Source organism: Shewanella metallivivens, assembly GCF_028750675.1.
Lineage (GTDB): Bacteria > Pseudomonadota > Gammaproteobacteria > Enterobacterales > Shewanellaceae > Shewanella > Shewanella metallivivens.
Genome location: NZ_JAQQPZ010000015.1, coordinates 247470 through 264248 on the forward strand (window position 1 = coordinate 247470; position 16779 = coordinate 264248).

Consider the following 16779-nt stretch of genomic DNA (forward strand, 5'->3'; position numbering starts at 1 on the left):
TGACTATCGACTTATTATTTTTGATGTTTTTGGGTTTTTAAATGACATCATAAGGGCTGTTTTTGGGGCTAGATAATATTTTATAAGCAAAAGGTAACGAATTTATTGATGAGCATTTTCTTGATGGTGATAACATTTGCGTAAATTAATAAGGATATTGTTCACGAATAATCATTATGGCCAAAAAAATAGCGTTAGATGATAAATCTTGGTTTTATAACCTGCACATAAAAGGGATGCGTAATTTTAATGCGCAGAGTGATGTAAGTTTATATGTCGTCAATTTATGGTACCCATTACCGCTAGGTGTTTCGCTATTATTGCTTATTTTGATGGTCGGTTTAGCTGTGTTACCTCTTAACTTTCCAAATACAGAGCTTGCTCGTACATTGGTGTTAATCAATGTGGGGTTATTACCTGTCTACTTAATAGGGCGGTATTGGCTGGTTAGGCGACGTTACGGTATTACCGGGACATTTGGTTGCTATGTTAGCCAGCAGCGTATTGCTATTCCTGCGAATGCAATAATTAATAAGCCTGTGGGGCAGTTGGAGTTACCACGCGATGACATTGAGCGCATCACAGTAAAATATAAATCACAAATGCATCGTTTACATGTGCGCAATCATATTACCGCGTGTGATATTAAGCTAAAAAGCGGTGAAGTCATTACTCTTAATGCGATGTATTTCCCGCTTAAACACATTGTTTACATGCTGTGTTTTTTCGACTACCCATTAACAACGCTGCACGGCAATTGGTCATGGGCTTTTTTGCCTAATATTATAGCCGTAATATTCCCTGCTTTAGTCAATATCGTTGTTACAGGCATGCTAGTGAAACACTATTTTTTGTAGTGTATATTCAATTGATTATATACATGATTGATTGTGAGTTTTTAAGCGTTAGTAAAGCAAAAATGTAAATTAAAAGGATGTTTCATGTACAAATTGATCGCTATTATTTTATTACTATTTATATCGACGCCTTCAATGGGTTCTCCAGATGATGAAGATTTAGCTCAGTGGTTGGCAGCGGCTAAAAAAATTGATCGAACAGTGCCGAATGCACTATGTAAAGCGTCAGTCGATGTTGTTAGACATCAAGATGTAAACTTATTCAGAAAGGTGTTTGCTGCAATACCAGCAACGGATGAGCAAGTAAAAGTATATTTATCTGAGCTACATGATAAATATTTTAAAACATCATATTTAGGTATCGATAATTATCAAATAGATGAAAATGAGGCGTTAGCGTTCGAAGATGCTAAAAATTCTAGCAGCAGTTTAGTTAGTGACAACGCTAAGCAGCGTGGGCATGACTTAGAGTTGTGGGTTCCATACCGTTTCGACACGATATCACCAAAGACTAACGAAGCGATTCAAGGCTATGGGACTTGCAAGCTGGCCTATTTAGAAAACCAGTGGAAGGTTGTTACGTTATTGTAGGAGCCTACCTTTCCTGTTTACTTATTAGCAGCAGCTAAAAAGCCTAGGGCCTGTTGAACTTTGCTGGTTAAATTTTGTTCGAGTTAAAAACGTTTTAATCGAGGCGAATGGATTGTAGCCTAGTCACCTAAGCAAAATCTGTTCAACAAAGAGTAAAACGTTTTTAGCCGAACCCTGTGGGCAGCGTTTGTTGGTCATTTTTACTGCGTTATCGACTTTTTATGTAGAATAACTACACCTCAAAGTCTCTGCCTTGTACAAATGGCCAACAATTCGCTGCAAAAACAACCTTGAAAGGTCAACAGGCCCTAGGTACGAAGAGTTTATTCATAGGGTGTTTTGTAGAACAAGTCTACAAAACGTAATCATATCACTGTTAATTGTTAAGGATAACAAGTGCAACATTCATCATTTTTAAAAAAAGCCAGCTTGCTGGTGGCCATGACTACCGCCATTACGACAATGAGCTTTGCAGCATTGGCGAGTGAGCAGGGGGCTATTGATGCATTTGAGGCTAAAACTAAACCGATTGCCCAAGATGCAAAAGTCATATCAGAAAAACAATTAGTATTGATGGATGAGTTTAACCAGCTCGTGGCGTCGGGTAATGCTGCGGCAGTATTTCAAAGCGGTAAGGTGACAGAGTTACAAGCTCTAGGCGAGCAGACGTTGGTGCAAGCTAAGCTGTTTGTTAAAGAGTATGAGCAGTTTTTAGCGCAATTACCTGAAACCTCTACTTGTTATACACCTGAAAATGTGACTGAATATAATCAGCTTATTAATGAGGTCGCAACTAAGAATCAATCTTTATCTGAGTTAGCTAACACGGTCGCGCCGGGTGATGAAATGGCAGCTACCATGGCAGTATTAAACTTACAAATGCATGCCGGGCAGGTGGGTAGTTTGGTGCAAATGTTCCAACTGGTGAAGATGTGCTATGTCACCGAAGCGATGGGATACACCAAGCAAGATGTTGAGCGTATGCAAGCGGAAGAACAGTAAAGTCTATGTGAGCGATTTTTATTAACGCGAAATTGTAATGCAGCATCAAAAATAAACCCCATTCGCTTTTGCTTATGGGGTTTATTGTTATCGGTGAAAACGCCTTAAATTAAGTGACACAATAGGGTTAAAATACCAGTGGATTAACCTGATCATATAAGTGTTGGTATAACGTTTGAGTAAACCCTGTGTTGTTATCAAAGGTGACTGACACATTGTTAGAAGCAGACGTTTGCATTTTTTCATTGAGTTCGACTTTCATAAGCTGTTGGTCAACAAATAAGAAGTAGTCTGGATAGACATATTCCTGTGCGGTGCCTTCAACGATTTCAGCGACTTTAATCAATAACTGATCACTTGGACTGGTGCTTTTTGTCATTTGATAACGTTGTTCAATGTTGCCATCGCTATCAAGCAAAGCAATGGTTTGCGCTTCTTCATCGATAATGATGTCGAGCGGGAAGTAAAAACCAAATAAAGCTTCGGCTACCATTGTTGTCGAAAGCGTTTCTTCAGTGACAAAGCTTGATAGCGCGTATGTTTCATAATCCTCAACTACTCGGCACATTACATCTTCGGCTTGAGTTACCGTTAAACTGTATAGCGTATCTGGCCAGATTAATGTGTCTAATTTTAGCATTTCTGGAGATGTATTTAACACTGACTGCCAAAAGTCGCTGGTGTTGGCGTGAGTGATTTTATTGATGTCGATAGTAATAGGGACATTCGTGCCGGCATAAACCGTGTTGTAGGTATTACCTGTAATGCTTGGCTCCGTTACTGGGCCATTGTCTTCTGTATACCAGCGCTTGTCTGTTGTGTGCCAACATTCGGTAAGCTCGTCATTGTCTTCATCTAATGGGGCTTCAAATGCTAGGGCTTGACCGGCCAGAGCGGAGATCCAGGTTAATACTTTTGTGTTGTCGGCATTTTGCATAGAAAATGCACTTAGATCAGAAGATAAAGTCAGTGATAAGGTGTTAGCAAAGCCGCTTTCATGAATGATATTACCTAGCACAAGGTCCCAATCATCTTGTGACAAAATACGCGAATCGATAGGTAATTCTGTAAACCCTAATGCGATGGCTGAGTCACTAAAGAGTATATTAGCCACTAAAGTGAATGCGTCATCTGAAAAGAACGCTTCGATAGACAGACCACTATCACTTAATATTTGCCAAAGCTCAGCATAAGTCGCGGCAAGGATTTTTTCTGCTGCAATGATGTTTGGAATTTGAGTCGCGATGACTTGTTGTAAATAAGCAATGGCATAGTCTATGCGCATAAAATTAGCGGTGGCTGACGTTTCAGCGGAAACTGAGTATAAAGTGTCGGCATCTAATTGATACAAAATAGCTAATAGCGCGTCTAACTCGGTTGATAGTTGACTAATGTCACTGTCAGACAGATTTTGATTCATCATTTCTATTACGCGAGACTGCTTGATGTGCGTCAGGTTGTTAATCGCGCCATTATATAGAGGGCTTGCGATTAATGTCCCTTGTCCAGCATCATCAACAATTGCTTTTGGTGCTGCTCGGTTAGCCGGGTTTTTAACCTTAAGTGCCAAAGAGCGGGCCTGGATGGCTTGCGTTGCTGTTGCTGCTTGCCAGTTAGCCACTAAATAATAGTCTGGGGTTTCAACTTCGCTCGTCCACTCTAATTGATAGTTACCGTCAACGTCAGTCGTTGCGAATGGTTCATCGCTATCACAAATTACGTTTTTATTTAAATCAGCACACACAGTGGCGCTAGATAATGCCCCTTGATATACCGCTAACCCAGCAATCTGATGGTTATATTCAGATACTGGGGTTGTTGGTGTACCCGAATCTGGTTGGGTTACCTCGGTACTTTTATCATCATCAGAGCTACAACCGACGAGAAGTGTGCCAGAGATTAAGATGGCTAATAAACTTTTATGATGCATTAATGTGTCCTTACATTAGTGGGTATTACGCTGTTTTAGCTGCGTAATGAGGAGATACATCGAAAGCCATCAGTCATACTCAGCTCTTAATGTGAGTCGAGTTTAACTGTGGATACAGCAGCGATGTGGTTTGATTAAAGAAAAGATAATGATTAACCCGCAGTGAACGCAAATAGCTGGCCACGATTTTTAATCTTGGTTTTTTTATAAATATTTTGTACGTGCATTTTGACCGTATTAACCGAAATGTTTAGCTCTTTAGCGACTTCTTCGTTAGTGAGGCCATGCAGTAATAGGGATAAAATTTGTTGCTCTTTTTTTGTGGTGACCGCGAGGATTTTAGCGCGATTAGCGGAAGAGGGGACGCGTTTTTTTTGTAAAATATACTTAGATACTGCTTTGTCGCTAAAGCTGATCTCGCCGCCTTCAACTTTTTTTATACTTTGAATTTGCTCAACGACACTTTCATCGACACTCATCGCACCATGAAAGCCAGATGCAATTAATATCACTTCAAGCTCTATATTTAGTGATGGGCAATAAGCAATATGTAAGTTGTTTTTGAGTATATCTCTGGATAGATAACTTATTTTTTGTAGGGGGTTTTCAAGGTAATGAATAAGTATCGTAGCCTTATTTTCAGTGGCGTCAATAGCCGATAGCTCCTCTGATGCTCTACTAGCACTGCACGTAATAAGATTACATTCGATAAGGCTTGCAAAGTGCTGGAATTGCTCTTGCAGATGCTGAGGGAAGTCGAGTGTAAGAAGATGCTTACTGAACATGTTACTTTCCTTGTGTCAAAATACCACATCCCTTTGCGGTACTGTTTGAACTGTGTCATTAACCAAGTTGAACTGGTATTCTTCAAGTCTCCCAATGGAGTACCATTAGCAATTAATACATATTTGCAACATTGTGCACATTCAAATGCGTGTAGTTTATGAGCGACTAAGATAGATGAAAAAAGCCAAAATATAAATTACATTCACGTTACAGAACGTGCTGTAAGTATATGTTTGTAATCTACATTTGGTATTACTTTTTGCTAATAAAATGAGCAAGGCAACATAGTACAACATTATTATCTTGTTGCATACGGTAAAGAAGGTGTTTTTTGTGCAAGACCTATTCTTTACAATAGGTCCTCTAGGTTATTGAGTTGTTAACGCTTAGGTTTGCGTGAATGGTTTGGCTTGCCTTTATTGGATGTTGGCTTTTTAGGCTTGCTGCCTCTGCCTTGCATAAAGTGTTCTGGGCCTTCTATTTTGTCACGCAAACTTTTTAAGGGCTTTTTCTTGGGCTTTTTAGGCGCTTTTTTCACTTCAGAAGATGAATGCTCAATTAATTTCATTAAGGTGCTGAGCTCTTGCTCGTCTAAATCGCGCCATTCACCAATGGGTAACCCTTTAAGCGACACATTCATTATTGATTGGCGTTCAAGCTTGGTGACTTCAAAGTTGAAATATTCACACATGCGGCGAATTTGACGGTTAAGGCCTTGGACCAACACAATTTTAAATGCATAAGGCGATACTTGCTCAACTCGGCATTTTTTAGTGACAACGCCCAATATAGGCACGCCAGCGGCCATGCCCTTAATAAAATCATCGGTGATAGGTTTGTTAACGGTAACCACATATTCTTTGTCGTGATTATTGCCAGCACGCAAAATTTTATTCACTAAATCGCCATTGTTGGTTAAAAATATCAACCCTTGCGAGTCTTTATCTAGGCGACCAATCGGGAAAATCCGTTCGCTATGGTTTACAAAGTCGACAATATTGTCGCGCTCGGTGCTTTCTGTTGTACTCACAATACCGACAGGCTTGTTTAAGGCAATAAACACTAAATCTGCTTCGTCACGCGGTTCAATGTCCTGACCATTCACTTTCACTTTGTCACCAAACTCAACAGTGTCACCAATTTTGGCGCGTTTGCCGTTAATAAATACATTGCCTTGTTCAATGAAGCGATCGGCTTCTCTGCGCGAACAGATCCCGCTCTCGCTGATGTATTTATTTAAACGGGTTGCAGATTCACTCATAGCGGTTCCTTTATCAACATAAACGCGCTGCAATGGCAGGCTTAATCGGCGCAAATAATAGCATAAACTGTTTTATACCCAAACCACCTGAGGATGCTTGATTTCTGCAAACATTTACAGGTGTAGGTAAGGCAATGATTGTGGGTAATGGTTGTTCCTTTTTTTAAAATCAATAATGCGTCTAGTATTGAAAACACAGTGAAACTCTCAAGCACGTATGTCCAAGTTATTGGATATATTATTCTTTATGCTGTCTATTGAAGCTATTGTGTTAATGGCTACAAATCAAACCCCATTTGCGCTGTCGCATCTTGATGTTGTGCTAGCAAGTTAATGTCGTTAAGTGGGGCCGTTGTGTGCATGAGTTGTTGCTGTAACAACCGATATAAATCGACGGCTAATTGGGGGGCATCTTGATTGTCTGGAGTATGTATAAACAGGTAGGGTTGTTTGCCCTGAGCTATCCATAATGGCAGTTGTTTAAGCCAGTTTTGAAAAAAATGCACATTTGCTTCAGCCTGTGGATGGCCAATAAAACGTACTACCGGATGTTGAGCCGTGGCGATGGCATGCACTGGCACTTTGGGCTTTTTTTGATGGGCGTCAATGACGGCTTCGGTTGTGGGCGGCGCAGCAAATACTGGACGAGTGTCCATAATAATGCGATTACATTGGTAGTCGATAAGCAAACGGTTAAGGTCGCGTTCGGCATCACCTTTAGCAAAAAACGCTTGGTGACGTACTTCTACACCGTAGTTTAAGCCTTGGGGCACTTGCGTTAAAAACTGGGCTAAAATAGGCAAGTGTTGTGGGCTAAAACTGGCGGGTAATTGAATTTTCCATATACCAGTAACATCGATTAATGGTGCCATTGCCGAAAAAAATTGCTGCACTGCAATATTGGCGTCTTGCAGCATTAACTCGTGAGTAATGTATTTGGGCAGTTTAAAAGTAAAACGAAAATTGTCATTAACGGCATTGCGCCAAATTTGCGCTTGCTGTAACGATGGCGTCGCATAAAACGTGGTGTTGCCTTCAACGGTATTGAATATTTCAGCGTAACGGGCAAGCCGTTGGCTTGAGGTGTGATGACCATAGACCGTGTGTTGCCAATGGTTGTGCGACCACATTGCAAGCCCTAATCTTATCGGCGGCATATCGGTTAGCAAAAGTGATGTCGGTGGGTGTGTATCCAAAACGGTCCTCAAGATGAAACGTCGTTTTATATGAAAATGTTGTGGTTATGGCCAAAATAACTTAAACGAGCTAAAAAACAATATTTAGTTATTTTGTCTATATCTAATGGCTTTATCCATCTGATAAAATTAGCGACATTGGCTATCATATCAGCCAAAAAACACATTGTGCATTATCTTGGTTTTTATGGGTTAGTTGGAGTGTTTGTGTCGAGTCAGCATACTGAACGTCAGTTTGATAATTATCGTCCTAAAGCGTCTGCGGCAAAGCCGATTAAAGTCCGTAAAAGTAAAGTTGGCTGGTTACTGTTTGTGTTTATTTTAGCTACAGCTTACTTGATAGAGTTCGAGGTTAGGACATCTTATTACCAATCGCACTTTTTACACAAATATGCTACTCAGTTGACCTATCAGTTACGTGACTATCCGAGTGACGCTGTTATTTATCCTAAGTATGGCCCATTTGATGACCGACATGGTTATAGTCAACTGCCGAAAAAAATTGAGCGCTTAATCGAGCGTAATTACCAAATTACTCAGCAAGTGGCATTTTCGCCGATGTTGATGGAGTACACTGAAAAAGGCTTCTTTCCTCCGTATCATGAAAAAGCCCAATCTGGCCTGCTTATTAGGGATTGCCGCGCCATGACGGTGTTCGACTTTTCATACCCTAAACGTGTTTATCAAGATCAAGATACCATTCCGCAACAGGTCATTAGTACCTTGTTGTTTATCGAAAACCGCGAAATGCTTAGCCCTGAAACTAATTATAACCCCGTGGTCGATTGGCCTCGTTTTGTATTGGCTGCATCCAGCCAAGTTGCTGAACTTGTTGGCGTAGACATGTCAAAGGCAGGCGGCAGCACATTAGCCACCCAAATTGAAAAGTTTAGGCATTCTAATCATGGCTTAACGTTAAGCATTAAAGATAAATTACTGCAAATTGGTTCGGCCATTGTACGAGTCTATCAACAGGGTGAAAGCACCATTAATGCGCGCCAACGTATTGTGCAAGATTACCTCAACACGGTGCCATTATCATCTGCCCCCGGTTTTGGTGAAGTGCATGGCATAGGTGATGGACTGTGGGCGTGGTTTAAAACTGATTTTGCCCAGGCAAACCAGCTACTGCTTAGCCGTCATACACCACAAAATGGTGCGCAGCGCGGTAAAGTGTTTAGAGAAATCGTCGCACTGATGATTGCGCAACGTCGTCCGTCATATTACCTACTGCAAGGCCATGATGATTTAGAGTCATTGGTCGACAGTTATTTACGCTTATTGGGCCGTGATGGTTTAATTGAAACCAAGTTAATGGTGTCTGCACTGGAGAGTTCATTAACCTTTAACACCACTAAGTTAGCCGTCACTAACCAAACCAATAATAAAGGTGTGAATGCTGTGCGCATCCGCACCGCAGGCATGTTGGACCTTAATTTATATGATTTAGACCGTTATGATTTAGCCATTAACAGCACTTTTCACGGTGATTTACAGCAAAAAGTGAGTGATTACTTACGCAGTTTGGCACACGTTAACTCAGCAGAACGCATTGGCTTATTAGGTGAGCGTTTATTGTCGGCGCAACAACTCGATAAAGTCTTGTATAGCTTTACCCTTTACGAAAGCACAGACAGCGCCAACAGAGTGCGTATTCAAACCGACAGTATCGACCAACCTTTTGATATCAATGAAGGCAGTAAGCTAGAGCTTGGTTCAACCGCAAAACTGCGTGTATTGGCTACCTATTTAGACATTATTGCCGAGCTGCAACAGCGCTTCTCTGCCATGACAGTGGCCGATTTACGTCAGGTTGATGTAGAACGTAAAGACCATATTACCCGCTGGGTGGTGGATTATTTGATTACCACACGAGACCGAAATTTAACCCGAATGCTCGATGCAGCCTTGCAACGTGAATATTCAGCCTCGCCAGATGAGCGTTTCTTCACTGGCGGCGGCTTGCATGTATTTAATAACTTTAATAAGAAAGAAAACAGCCGCGTACCCACTTTATATCAAGCGCTGCAAGAGTCGATAAATTTACCGTTTGTGCGTTTAATGCAAGACATTGTAAGTTACAGCAGCAGTTACAATAGTGAAGGCAGTGTGTCGCAATTATTGCGTAATGATAAAGACCCGCGCCGTGAAGAATATTTAAAAGCCTTTGCTAAGCGTGAAGGGAGCTCGTTTGTAAAACGGTTTTATCGTAAGTACCGTCAATTGGCGCCAGAACAACGCTTAGACGTGTTATTTGACGGTATCGCCCAACAAGAACAAAAGTTATCGGCGGCCTATCGATATTTAAAACCTTACGACGGCGCGCGTGAACTTAAAGCGTTTTTAAATGCGCGTTTGCCAAACAAACACTTTAGCGATAAAGAGATTAACGCACTGTATAACAAGTACGGTGAAGACAAGTTTAACCTAGCCGATCAGGGGTATATTGCTCGGGTGCACCCTCTTGAGTTATGGGTATTGCGTTATTTAAATGATTACCCTGAAACCGGACTGAATCAGGTGTTAGATGATGCACAACCGCAGTTACAAGAGGTGTATCGTTGGTTATTTAGAACTCGTTATCAAAATGCCCGCGATGTGCGTATTCAAGTGATGTTAGAGGTTGAGGCGTTTTTGAGTATTCACCAGCGTTGGGTTCGTATGGGTTACCCGTTTGAATATATGGTACCGTCGTTAGGCTCTGCGTTAGGCAGTTCAGGCGACAGGCCCGCGGCACTGGCTGAGTTGATGGGCATTATTCAAAATGACGGTTATCGTTTCCCGACGGTACGCATTGATGAGCTGCAATTTGCTAAAGACACACCCTATGAGGTGACCCTTGCCAACAATAAGCAAATGGTGACTCGAGTGATGCATCAAGAAGTGGCCCGAGCGCTCAAACGTGCGCTTGCGAATGTGGTGCAAAATGGTACCGCTAGACGCCTCAATGGCAGCTTGCTCGATAATCAAGGCCAAGCAATTGTAATGGGCGGGAAAACTGGTACTGGTGATAACCGTATTGCCACTGAAATTCGCGATGGTCGTAAGATTTCATCGACGGCAATAAACCGCACCGCAACCTTTGTATTTTATTTAGGCGACCACCACTTTGGCACATTAACGGCGTTTGTGCCGGGAGAAAAAGCAGATGACTTCAGTTTTACCTCTGCACTGCCATTACAAGTGCTTAAAGGTATGATGCCAATCTTGTCGCCGATGATTAACCAAACCGAGCAGTGCCAAGCTGGGTTGTAATTGACCTAAAATGATTGAATCACCAGCCCATAAATTATTGGGCTGGTGACAGTGCTAAACACTATTGATACAAGCTTAGCATCACGACAACATGGCATATTGCCACAACGCTAGTCAGTACAGTACGAAGCGTCATATAGCGTGCGGTTGTTGCTATTTGTTTTGACCTAAATTCAACGTAGAGCAAGTATACATAACCGCTGAGCAGTAAAATTAATGCTGACAATTCAAACGGTGTTAACAGTGCAACCCAACAACCTAAGGCAATCACGTTACTCATAATCAGTAATTTAGCGATATTGTCATCGAGATCTATAACAACTGCTTTCCCCCATAATGCCCCTGCCATAAAACTTAAAATAATCGCACTGTAACTAATAAAGCCAAGTAAGGTATGCTCAGGTGATAACAAGCTATGGTTAAACGCCAATAGGCTGAGTACAGCAAACGGAATTAGGCCTGCAAAACCAAGCCATTGCCAAGTATTGATGTGTTTCATGGTGCCTCCTTTACTGCATAAAAGGATAGATAAACCCTTTTATCAGGATAATGGTATTGCTAATGGCAAACAGGTTAAAGAGTATTATGTCTAGATATCAGGTTTATGTGTAAGTCATACCATTGCGCGTTAGCAAGTGATATCTCAGCGAGAATTTAAAAGGGCTTAAACAAGGCGAATGACTGAATGAATAGTGATTCTCTTTCGAAGTCATGCAACGCAGTATAAGCCCTTTTAAAACTCGCCTAAAAGGAATGCCCCAGCCGCTTTTGCTTTACGTTCTCGCTATTTGAAAGGGAACAACCATGACTACATAGCGACGCCTTAATCAAAAACCGCTGGACGCATTCACAGTGGTCACTTATTAATGCGCAATGGTATAAACCTAACCCAATATAATTGATTTTAGTGATACAACCTATAGGTGAGTAAAGCGCAATGAATATTTATCTTAAAGACGTTAGCGAACAAGATTTAAGCCTATTATTTGATTTTCAAAACGATCCTATAGCCAACAAGATGGCTGATGTTCCGGCCCGTGAACGCGAGGCGTTTTATCAGCATTGGCAACAAAATATTTTTTCCAATCAACACAGTATGGCAATAGGTATTTGGCATAATAATCTATTAGTTGGCCACTTGGTGTCGTGGGTGAACCTTGAGTTAGCTACCGTCGATGAGCCTGAAGTGCGACTCATTGGTTATTGGATAGGCCGTGAATATTGGGGACAGGGGATTGCCACCAATGCCTTGAAAATGTTTTTACAACATTATATTAAAAGCCCGGTTTATGCTTATATTGATGCGCAAAACCAAGGCTCGTTAAAGGTTGCTCAGGCCAATGGGTTTGTTAATGTTACGCCGCAATACCCATCGCTGTTTACTAAAGATAACTTATTAATATTTAAGCGAGAGCGCTAAACGTTAATGACCGGCACCACCGCATCCGCCGCAACAACTGCCGCCATTACCCTCTTTTTTGGGTGATGTGTCTGTTTTGGGTACTGGATTAGCTTGCTCGGCTTTGGGCGCAACATGACTAACAGGTTCAGTGTGTTTGGCTGGTTTAAAAATACCGCTAATTGAAAAACTCATGATGATGCCTCGTAGTGTGAGATCGTGGTGTAAACTTAAACATATATTAACTTTGCATGTTTAAATTGTATAAGTCCAACCTTTTTAGTCAAGTACTATTTTGTTTGGCATGCATCGGGATGTGTTAAACGTCACAATAAGTGCTAACACAATGTCATAAAACAAAGTGACTAGTCTTTGTTTTGACGCGAATGAGCATGATAAACTGCGCATCCATCTGTTTGGAGTTGTTATGTCTTTTGCTCAATTATCGTTACACCCTACATTAATGACCCGTTTAGCTGAACTTAATTATCAGCAAGCTACGCCTATTCAATTGCAGGCTATTCCGGTGATATTAAGCGGTCTAGATGTCATGGCCGGCGCGCAAACAGGCACAGGTAAAACCGCTGCATTTGCATTACCCATATTGCAGTCAATCTTGAGTCTGCAACCATCAACTCAAACGCATTCAAGCGAAACTCAACAAACACCACAATGTCTTAGCAAGGCTATTCGTGCACTTGTATTGGTGCCTACACGCGAGCTTGCACAACAAGTTCACCACAGTATTGAGCAATATGCCCACGGCAGCAGCATTACCTGTGTGATGGTGTATGGTGGTGTGAGTATTGGCGCGCAAATCCGCCAGCTTAGCACTGGCGTAGACATTTTGGTGGCAACGCCTGGGCGATTATTGGATTTACTGCGTAAGCGGGCGCTGTCCTTGTCGCAGTTAACACATCTCGTGTTTGACGAAGCCGATCGCATGCTCGACATGGGCTTTAAAGATGAAATTATCGATGTACTAAAGCAAGTGCCTAAAACCCGGCAAACCTTGTTGTTTTCAGCCACCTTAGATGACCGTATTTTTAGCTTTAGCAAACGGTTATTGCGGTCACCTAAAGTGATTGAGGTTGCCAAGCGTAATACCACTGCGGTGAGTATTGTTGAACGGGTTTATCATCTCGACAGCAACCGAAAATGTGCCGCATTGTGTCATTTAATTAAGGTTGAAAAATGGCAGCAAACCTTGATTTTTAGTCGCACTAAACAAGGTGCTGATGCCTTAGTGAAACAAATGAAGCATGCCGGTGTTAGCGCCGAGGCATTTCATGCTGATTTATCACAAGTTGTGCGTGAGCAAGTGCTAAGCCAATTTAAACGCGGCGAGTTAACGGCATTGGTCGCAACAGATGTCGCCGCCAGAGGGTTAGACATTAACGAGCTTAATTATGTCGTTAATATGGAGTTACCGTTTCAGGTTGAAGACTATGTCCACCGAATTGGTCGCACTGGCCGTGCGGGTAATCAAGGCCAAGCCATCACGTTTTTCAGTGTTGATGACGAACCGTTACTGATTAAATTGGAAACCTTTTTAGACCGCCGCTTACCGCAACAATGGTTAACAGGCTTTGAACCTGATTTAACTCAAACGGCTGTTACTACAAGAAAAACGACCAAGGGCGCCCTCAAACAGCAAGCCCGAAAAAAAGCCTTAGGCCAACGTCCTTCACGTCATAAAAAGTAATGTCTTAGCGCCGCTTTCTTATGTGAGTGGTGCATTCGCGGTATTGTCATTACCGTCTTTAAATTGCCATATTTTTGTCATGTTTTTTGAACCTTGCTGTCACATTAGATGCTTATCTTATCTGTCGAATAATCATACCTACAGCTAATGTTGAGCATACACAAGGAATACATATGAGCAAGGCGACGTTTAACCCAACTCGTTTTAATAAAAGCAAAAACACTCCATTTAACGAAGTGATGGACGCTCACTTATCACGCCGTAATTTTGTTAAGCGTGGTTTGGGCCTAAGTGCCATGACCGCATTTGGTGGTTTCGGATTAAGTGCCTGTGGTTCTGATAATGATGATAGCAGTACCCCAGAAACGCCAACCACACCGACAGCGCCAACACAAAGCTCAGCAGTACTAGGCTTTGAGTCTATCCCAGGTTCGTTAACCGATGCTGTGGCTGTTCCTGCTGGCTATTCTGCCTATGTATTAGCTCCCTGGGGTACACCACTTAACTCAAAAGCCGCTGCATGGAAAGATGACGGCAGTAATACCGCAGATGATCAAGCAAACTCAGTGGGTATGCATCATGATGGCATGCATTTCTTCCCGCTGAATGATGCCGGTGATGACGGCTTATTGTGCATTAACCATGAATACATTGACCAAAGTGCATTACACCCAACAGGCCCGACTTACGATACCGATGGCAAGCGCACTGTCATTGACGAGATACGTAAAGAAATCAACGCGCATGGCGTGTCAGTTGTACGTATAAAGTTGGTATCAGGTATGTGGCAAGTGGTTGAAAACGACAGCTACAACCGCCGCTTTACTGGTGCGAGCGTCATGGATATTGGCGGTCCTTTGGCTTATAGCTCATATCTTGAAACGCGTTACTCGCCAGACGGTAGCCAGGCACGCGGAACCCTAAACAACTGCGGAAATGGTTACACGCCTTGGGGCACCTATTTAACCTGTGAAGAAAACTGGCCAGAATATTTTGTAAACAAAGGCGAGCAGACTGAAGCGCAATCACGAATTGGTATTCCAAGTACTGACACCCGTTACGGCTGGAACCACTTAGCGGGTAATGACGATGAGCGTTTAGACGAATTTGCTCGTTTTGACATGACACCAACCGGCACAAGTGCGGCAAACGATTACCGCAATGAAGCCAATGGCCATGGTTATATCGTTGAGATTGATCCATATAATCCTAACTCGCGCGCGGTTAAACGCACTGCGTTAGGTCGCTTCCGTCACGAAGGCTGTGTGTTTGGTAAGCTTGAAGAAGGCAAGCCACTGACATTTTATTCTGGTCACGATTCTCGCTTTGAATACCTATACAAGTTTGTGTCAGATGCCGTTTGGGACGCCGCAGATGCTAACAGCAGCAACCGCTTGAGCATGGGCGACAAATACATGAATGCCGGCACATTATATGTGGCTAAGTTCAGCGAAGATGGCGTAGGGGAGTGGTTACCGCTAACCCTTGACGGAATGACCACCGACGGCGGGACACTCGCTGACAGCTTTAGTTCTTTGGAAGAGATCATTCTAAACACAGCAGGCGCAGCCGATTTAGTCGGCGCAACCCCAATGGATCGTCCTGAGTGGGCTGCGGTTGACCCGTTCACTGGCAGTGTTTACCTTACGCTGACTAATAACAGCAAACGTACCGACAGCACTAACCCTGCTAACCCACGTTTAAATAACAACTTTGGTCATATTATCCGTTGGGACGAAGGCGATGTTGCCACTGAGTTTAGCTGGGATATCTTTGTTTTTGGTTCGCCTGATGATGGCGATGCAGAAACCAACCTATCAGGCTTAACTGATTTAAATCAGTTTGCGAGCCCAGACGGATTAGCATTCGATGCACGTGGTATTTTATGGGTGCAAACCGATAATGGCGCCTCTGAGGTGACTGAAGAAACTAACGACCAGATGTTAGCGATAGTGCCATCAACTATGCTTGATGCCGACGGTAACCAACAAGTGGTCAGTGGCGACAATCAAACTCAACTTAAACGTTTCTTTGTTGGGCCAAATGGTTGTGAAGTCACAGGTTTTGCTATTACTCCTGATTACACTACCGTATTTGCCAATATTCAACATCCAGGCAACTGGCCTTATTCGGATAAAGCAGATGAAGCCACACCAGCAGGTGTTACTGTGCGTCCGCGTGCAGCAACAGTCATCATTCGTAAAGATGATGGTGGTGCCGTTGGCGTTTAAGCTGTTTTAGGTCACTCAGAGCCAACAGTAAGATAGCTCATGGGAGACCTTAAGCGGTAACCACTTTTCATGCCGATTAAAACCCTGATAGACTTGAGCTATCAGGGTTTTATTAGGAGCTTTATGCTAAAAGGCATTCATCATGTGGCCATCATTTGTGGCGATTATTCTCGCTCAAAAGCGTTTTATACTCAGGTTTTAGGGCTCAAGATTATTGCCGAGAATTATCGGCAAGCGCGCGATTCCTACAAACTGGATCTTGCCTTGGCCGACGGTAGCCAAATTGAATTGTTTTCGTTTAATGGTGCCCCGCCAAGACCGAGTTTCCCCGAGGCGCAAGGCTTACGTCACTTAGCGTTTAAGGTCGACGATATCAATCAAGTGGTACAACATTTACAACAACATGGAGTAGAGGTTGAACCTATAAGGGTAGATGAGTACACCCACAAGCAATACACTTTTTTCTGTGATCCTGACGGCTTGCCACTCGAACTATACCAAACCACTTAACAGCGTCTTTTTATTCACAGTTAACCTTTAACCTCATCCAAGTTTGTGCAGCCTGT

14 protein-coding genes are annotated in these 16779 nt (G+C 42.5%); 8 read left to right on the forward strand and 6 right to left on the reverse strand.

The window, feature by feature from the left end:
• The first annotated feature begins 176 nt into the window (after positions 1 to 176).
• The 3 genes from PQR79_RS19205 to PQR79_RS19220 all read left to right on the forward strand — a co-directional run bounded on the left by PQR79_RS19205 (position 177) and on the right by PQR79_RS19220 (position 2450).
• Complete coding sequence (locus tag PQR79_RS19205) at positions 177 to 857, forward strand: hypothetical protein (protein WP_238106235.1); 681 nt, start codon at positions 177 to 179, stop codon at positions 855 to 857.
• An 84-nt stretch (positions 858 to 941) separates the two neighbouring features.
• On the forward strand, positions 942 to 1448 hold the full coding sequence (locus tag PQR79_RS19210) for a hypothetical protein (RefSeq protein WP_238106236.1): 507 nt from the start codon (positions 942 to 944) through the stop codon (positions 1446 to 1448).
• Positions 1449 to 1844: 396 nt separating this feature from the next.
• On the forward strand, positions 1845 to 2450 hold the full coding sequence (locus PQR79_RS19220) for a hypothetical protein (protein ID WP_238106237.1): 606 nt from the start codon (positions 1845 to 1847) through the stop codon (positions 2448 to 2450).
• 127 nt (positions 2451 to 2577) lie between these two features.
• Here the strand turns inward: PQR79_RS19220 and PQR79_RS19225 are convergent, their stop codons facing one another.
• From PQR79_RS19225 to PQR79_RS19240, 4 genes are all read right to left on the reverse strand, one after another.
• Entirely contained in the window at positions 2578 to 4380 is a 1803-nt protein-coding gene (locus tag PQR79_RS19225; RefSeq protein WP_238106238.1) for a hypothetical protein, read from the reverse strand.
• Positions 4381 to 4532: 152 nt separating this feature from the next.
• Positions 4533 to 5165 (reverse strand): helix-turn-helix transcriptional regulator, encoded by a 633-nt coding sequence (locus PQR79_RS19230; protein WP_238106239.1) that lies wholly within the window; start codon positions 5163 to 5165, stop codon positions 4533 to 4535.
• Between the two features lie 380 nt (positions 5166 to 5545).
• Entirely contained in the window at positions 5546 to 6427 is an 882-nt protein-coding gene (gene rluF / locus PQR79_RS19235; RefSeq protein WP_238106240.1) for a 23S rRNA pseudouridine(2604) synthase RluF, read from the reverse strand.
• A 278-nt stretch (positions 6428 to 6705) separates the two neighbouring features.
• Positions 6706 to 7584 (reverse strand): DUF72 domain-containing protein, encoded by an 879-nt coding sequence (locus PQR79_RS19240; protein ID WP_497007968.1) that lies wholly within the window; start codon positions 7582 to 7584, stop codon positions 6706 to 6708.
• Positions 7585 to 7830: 246 nt separating this feature from the next.
• On the opposite strand from PQR79_RS19240, the gene PQR79_RS19245 reads away from it, so the two are divergent.
• A complete protein-coding gene (locus tag PQR79_RS19245) occupies positions 7831 to 10878 on the forward strand; it encodes a transglycosylase domain-containing protein (protein ID WP_238106242.1) in 3048 nt (1015 codons plus the stop codon).
• Between the two features lie 61 nt (positions 10879 to 10939).
• On the opposite strand, the gene PQR79_RS19250 is transcribed toward PQR79_RS19245, so the two are convergent.
• Positions 10940 to 11377: a DUF3429 domain-containing protein gene (locus PQR79_RS19250; RefSeq protein ID WP_238106243.1), complete on the reverse strand. Its 438-nt coding sequence runs from the start codon at positions 11375 to 11377 to the stop codon at positions 10940 to 10942.
• A gap of 438 nt (positions 11378 to 11815) precedes the next feature.
• On the opposite strand from PQR79_RS19250, the gene PQR79_RS19255 reads away from it, so the two are divergent.
• Entirely contained in the window at positions 11816 to 12298 is a 483-nt protein-coding gene (locus PQR79_RS19255; protein WP_238106244.1) for a GNAT family N-acetyltransferase, read from the forward strand.
• A 3-nt stretch (positions 12299 to 12301) separates the two neighbouring features.
• Here PQR79_RS19255 and PQR79_RS19260 read toward each other — a convergent pair whose 3' ends face one another.
• Complete coding sequence (locus PQR79_RS19260) at positions 12302 to 12472, reverse strand: hypothetical protein (protein ID WP_238106245.1); 171 nt, start codon at positions 12470 to 12472, stop codon at positions 12302 to 12304.
• Between the two features lie 232 nt (positions 12473 to 12704).
• On the opposite strand from PQR79_RS19260, the gene PQR79_RS19265 reads away from it, so the two are divergent.
• The 3 genes from PQR79_RS19265 (at position 12705) to gloA2 (ending at position 16723) form a co-directional block, all read left to right on the forward strand.
• Positions 12705 to 13982, forward strand: coding sequence for a DEAD/DEAH box helicase (locus tag PQR79_RS19265; RefSeq protein WP_238106246.1), 1278 nt, complete (start codon positions 12705 to 12707; stop codon positions 13980 to 13982).
• Between the two features lie 173 nt (positions 13983 to 14155).
• A complete protein-coding gene (locus PQR79_RS19270; protein ID WP_238106247.1) occupies positions 14156 to 16213 on the forward strand; it encodes a PhoX family protein in 2058 nt (685 codons plus the stop codon).
• A gap of 123 nt (positions 16214 to 16336) precedes the next feature.
• A complete protein-coding gene (gloA2, locus tag PQR79_RS19275; protein ID WP_238106248.1) occupies positions 16337 to 16723 on the forward strand; it encodes an SMU1112c/YaeR family gloxylase I-like metalloprotein in 387 nt (128 codons plus the stop codon).
• Positions 16724 to 16779 lie beyond the last annotated feature (56 nt).

Excerpts from the sequence above, each read along its gene's own strand:
- PQR79_RS19250 (WP_238106243.1), bottom strand. The coding sequence starts at position 11,377 with ATGAAACACATCAATACTTGGCAATGGCTTGGTTTTGCAGGCCTAATT.
- PQR79_RS19270 (WP_238106247.1), top strand. The coding sequence starts at position 14,156 with ATGAGCAAGGCGACGTTTAACCCAACTCGTTTTAATAAAAGCAAAAAC.
- PQR79_RS19260 (WP_238106245.1), bottom strand. The coding sequence starts at position 12,472 with ATGAGTTTTTCAATTAGCGGTATTTTTAAACCAGCCAAACACACTGAA.
- PQR79_RS19240 (WP_497007968.1), bottom strand. The coding sequence starts at position 7,584 with ATGCCGCCGATAAGATTAGGGCTTGCAATGTGGTCGCACAACCATTGG.
- PQR79_RS19230 (WP_238106239.1), bottom strand. The coding sequence starts at position 5,165 with ATGTTCAGTAAGCATCTTCTTACACTCGACTTCCCTCAGCATCTGCAA.
- rluF (WP_238106240.1), bottom strand. The coding sequence starts at position 6,427 with ATGAGTGAATCTGCAACCCGTTTAAATAAATACATCAGCGAGAGCGGG.
- gloA2 (WP_238106248.1), top strand. The coding sequence starts at position 16,337 with ATGCTAAAAGGCATTCATCATGTGGCCATCATTTGTGGCGATTATTCT.
- PQR79_RS19265 (WP_238106246.1), top strand. The coding sequence starts at position 12,705 with ATGTCTTTTGCTCAATTATCGTTACACCCTACATTAATGACCCGTTTA.
- PQR79_RS19210 (WP_238106236.1), top strand. The coding sequence starts at position 942 with ATGTACAAATTGATCGCTATTATTTTATTACTATTTATATCGACGCCT.
- PQR79_RS19205 (WP_238106235.1), top strand. The coding sequence starts at position 177 with ATGGCCAAAAAAATAGCGTTAGATGATAAATCTTGGTTTTATAACCTG.
- PQR79_RS19225 (WP_238106238.1), bottom strand. The coding sequence starts at position 4,380 with ATGCATCATAAAAGTTTATTAGCCATCTTAATCTCTGGCACACTTCTC.
- PQR79_RS19255 (WP_238106244.1), top strand. The coding sequence starts at position 11,816 with ATGAATATTTATCTTAAAGACGTTAGCGAACAAGATTTAAGCCTATTA.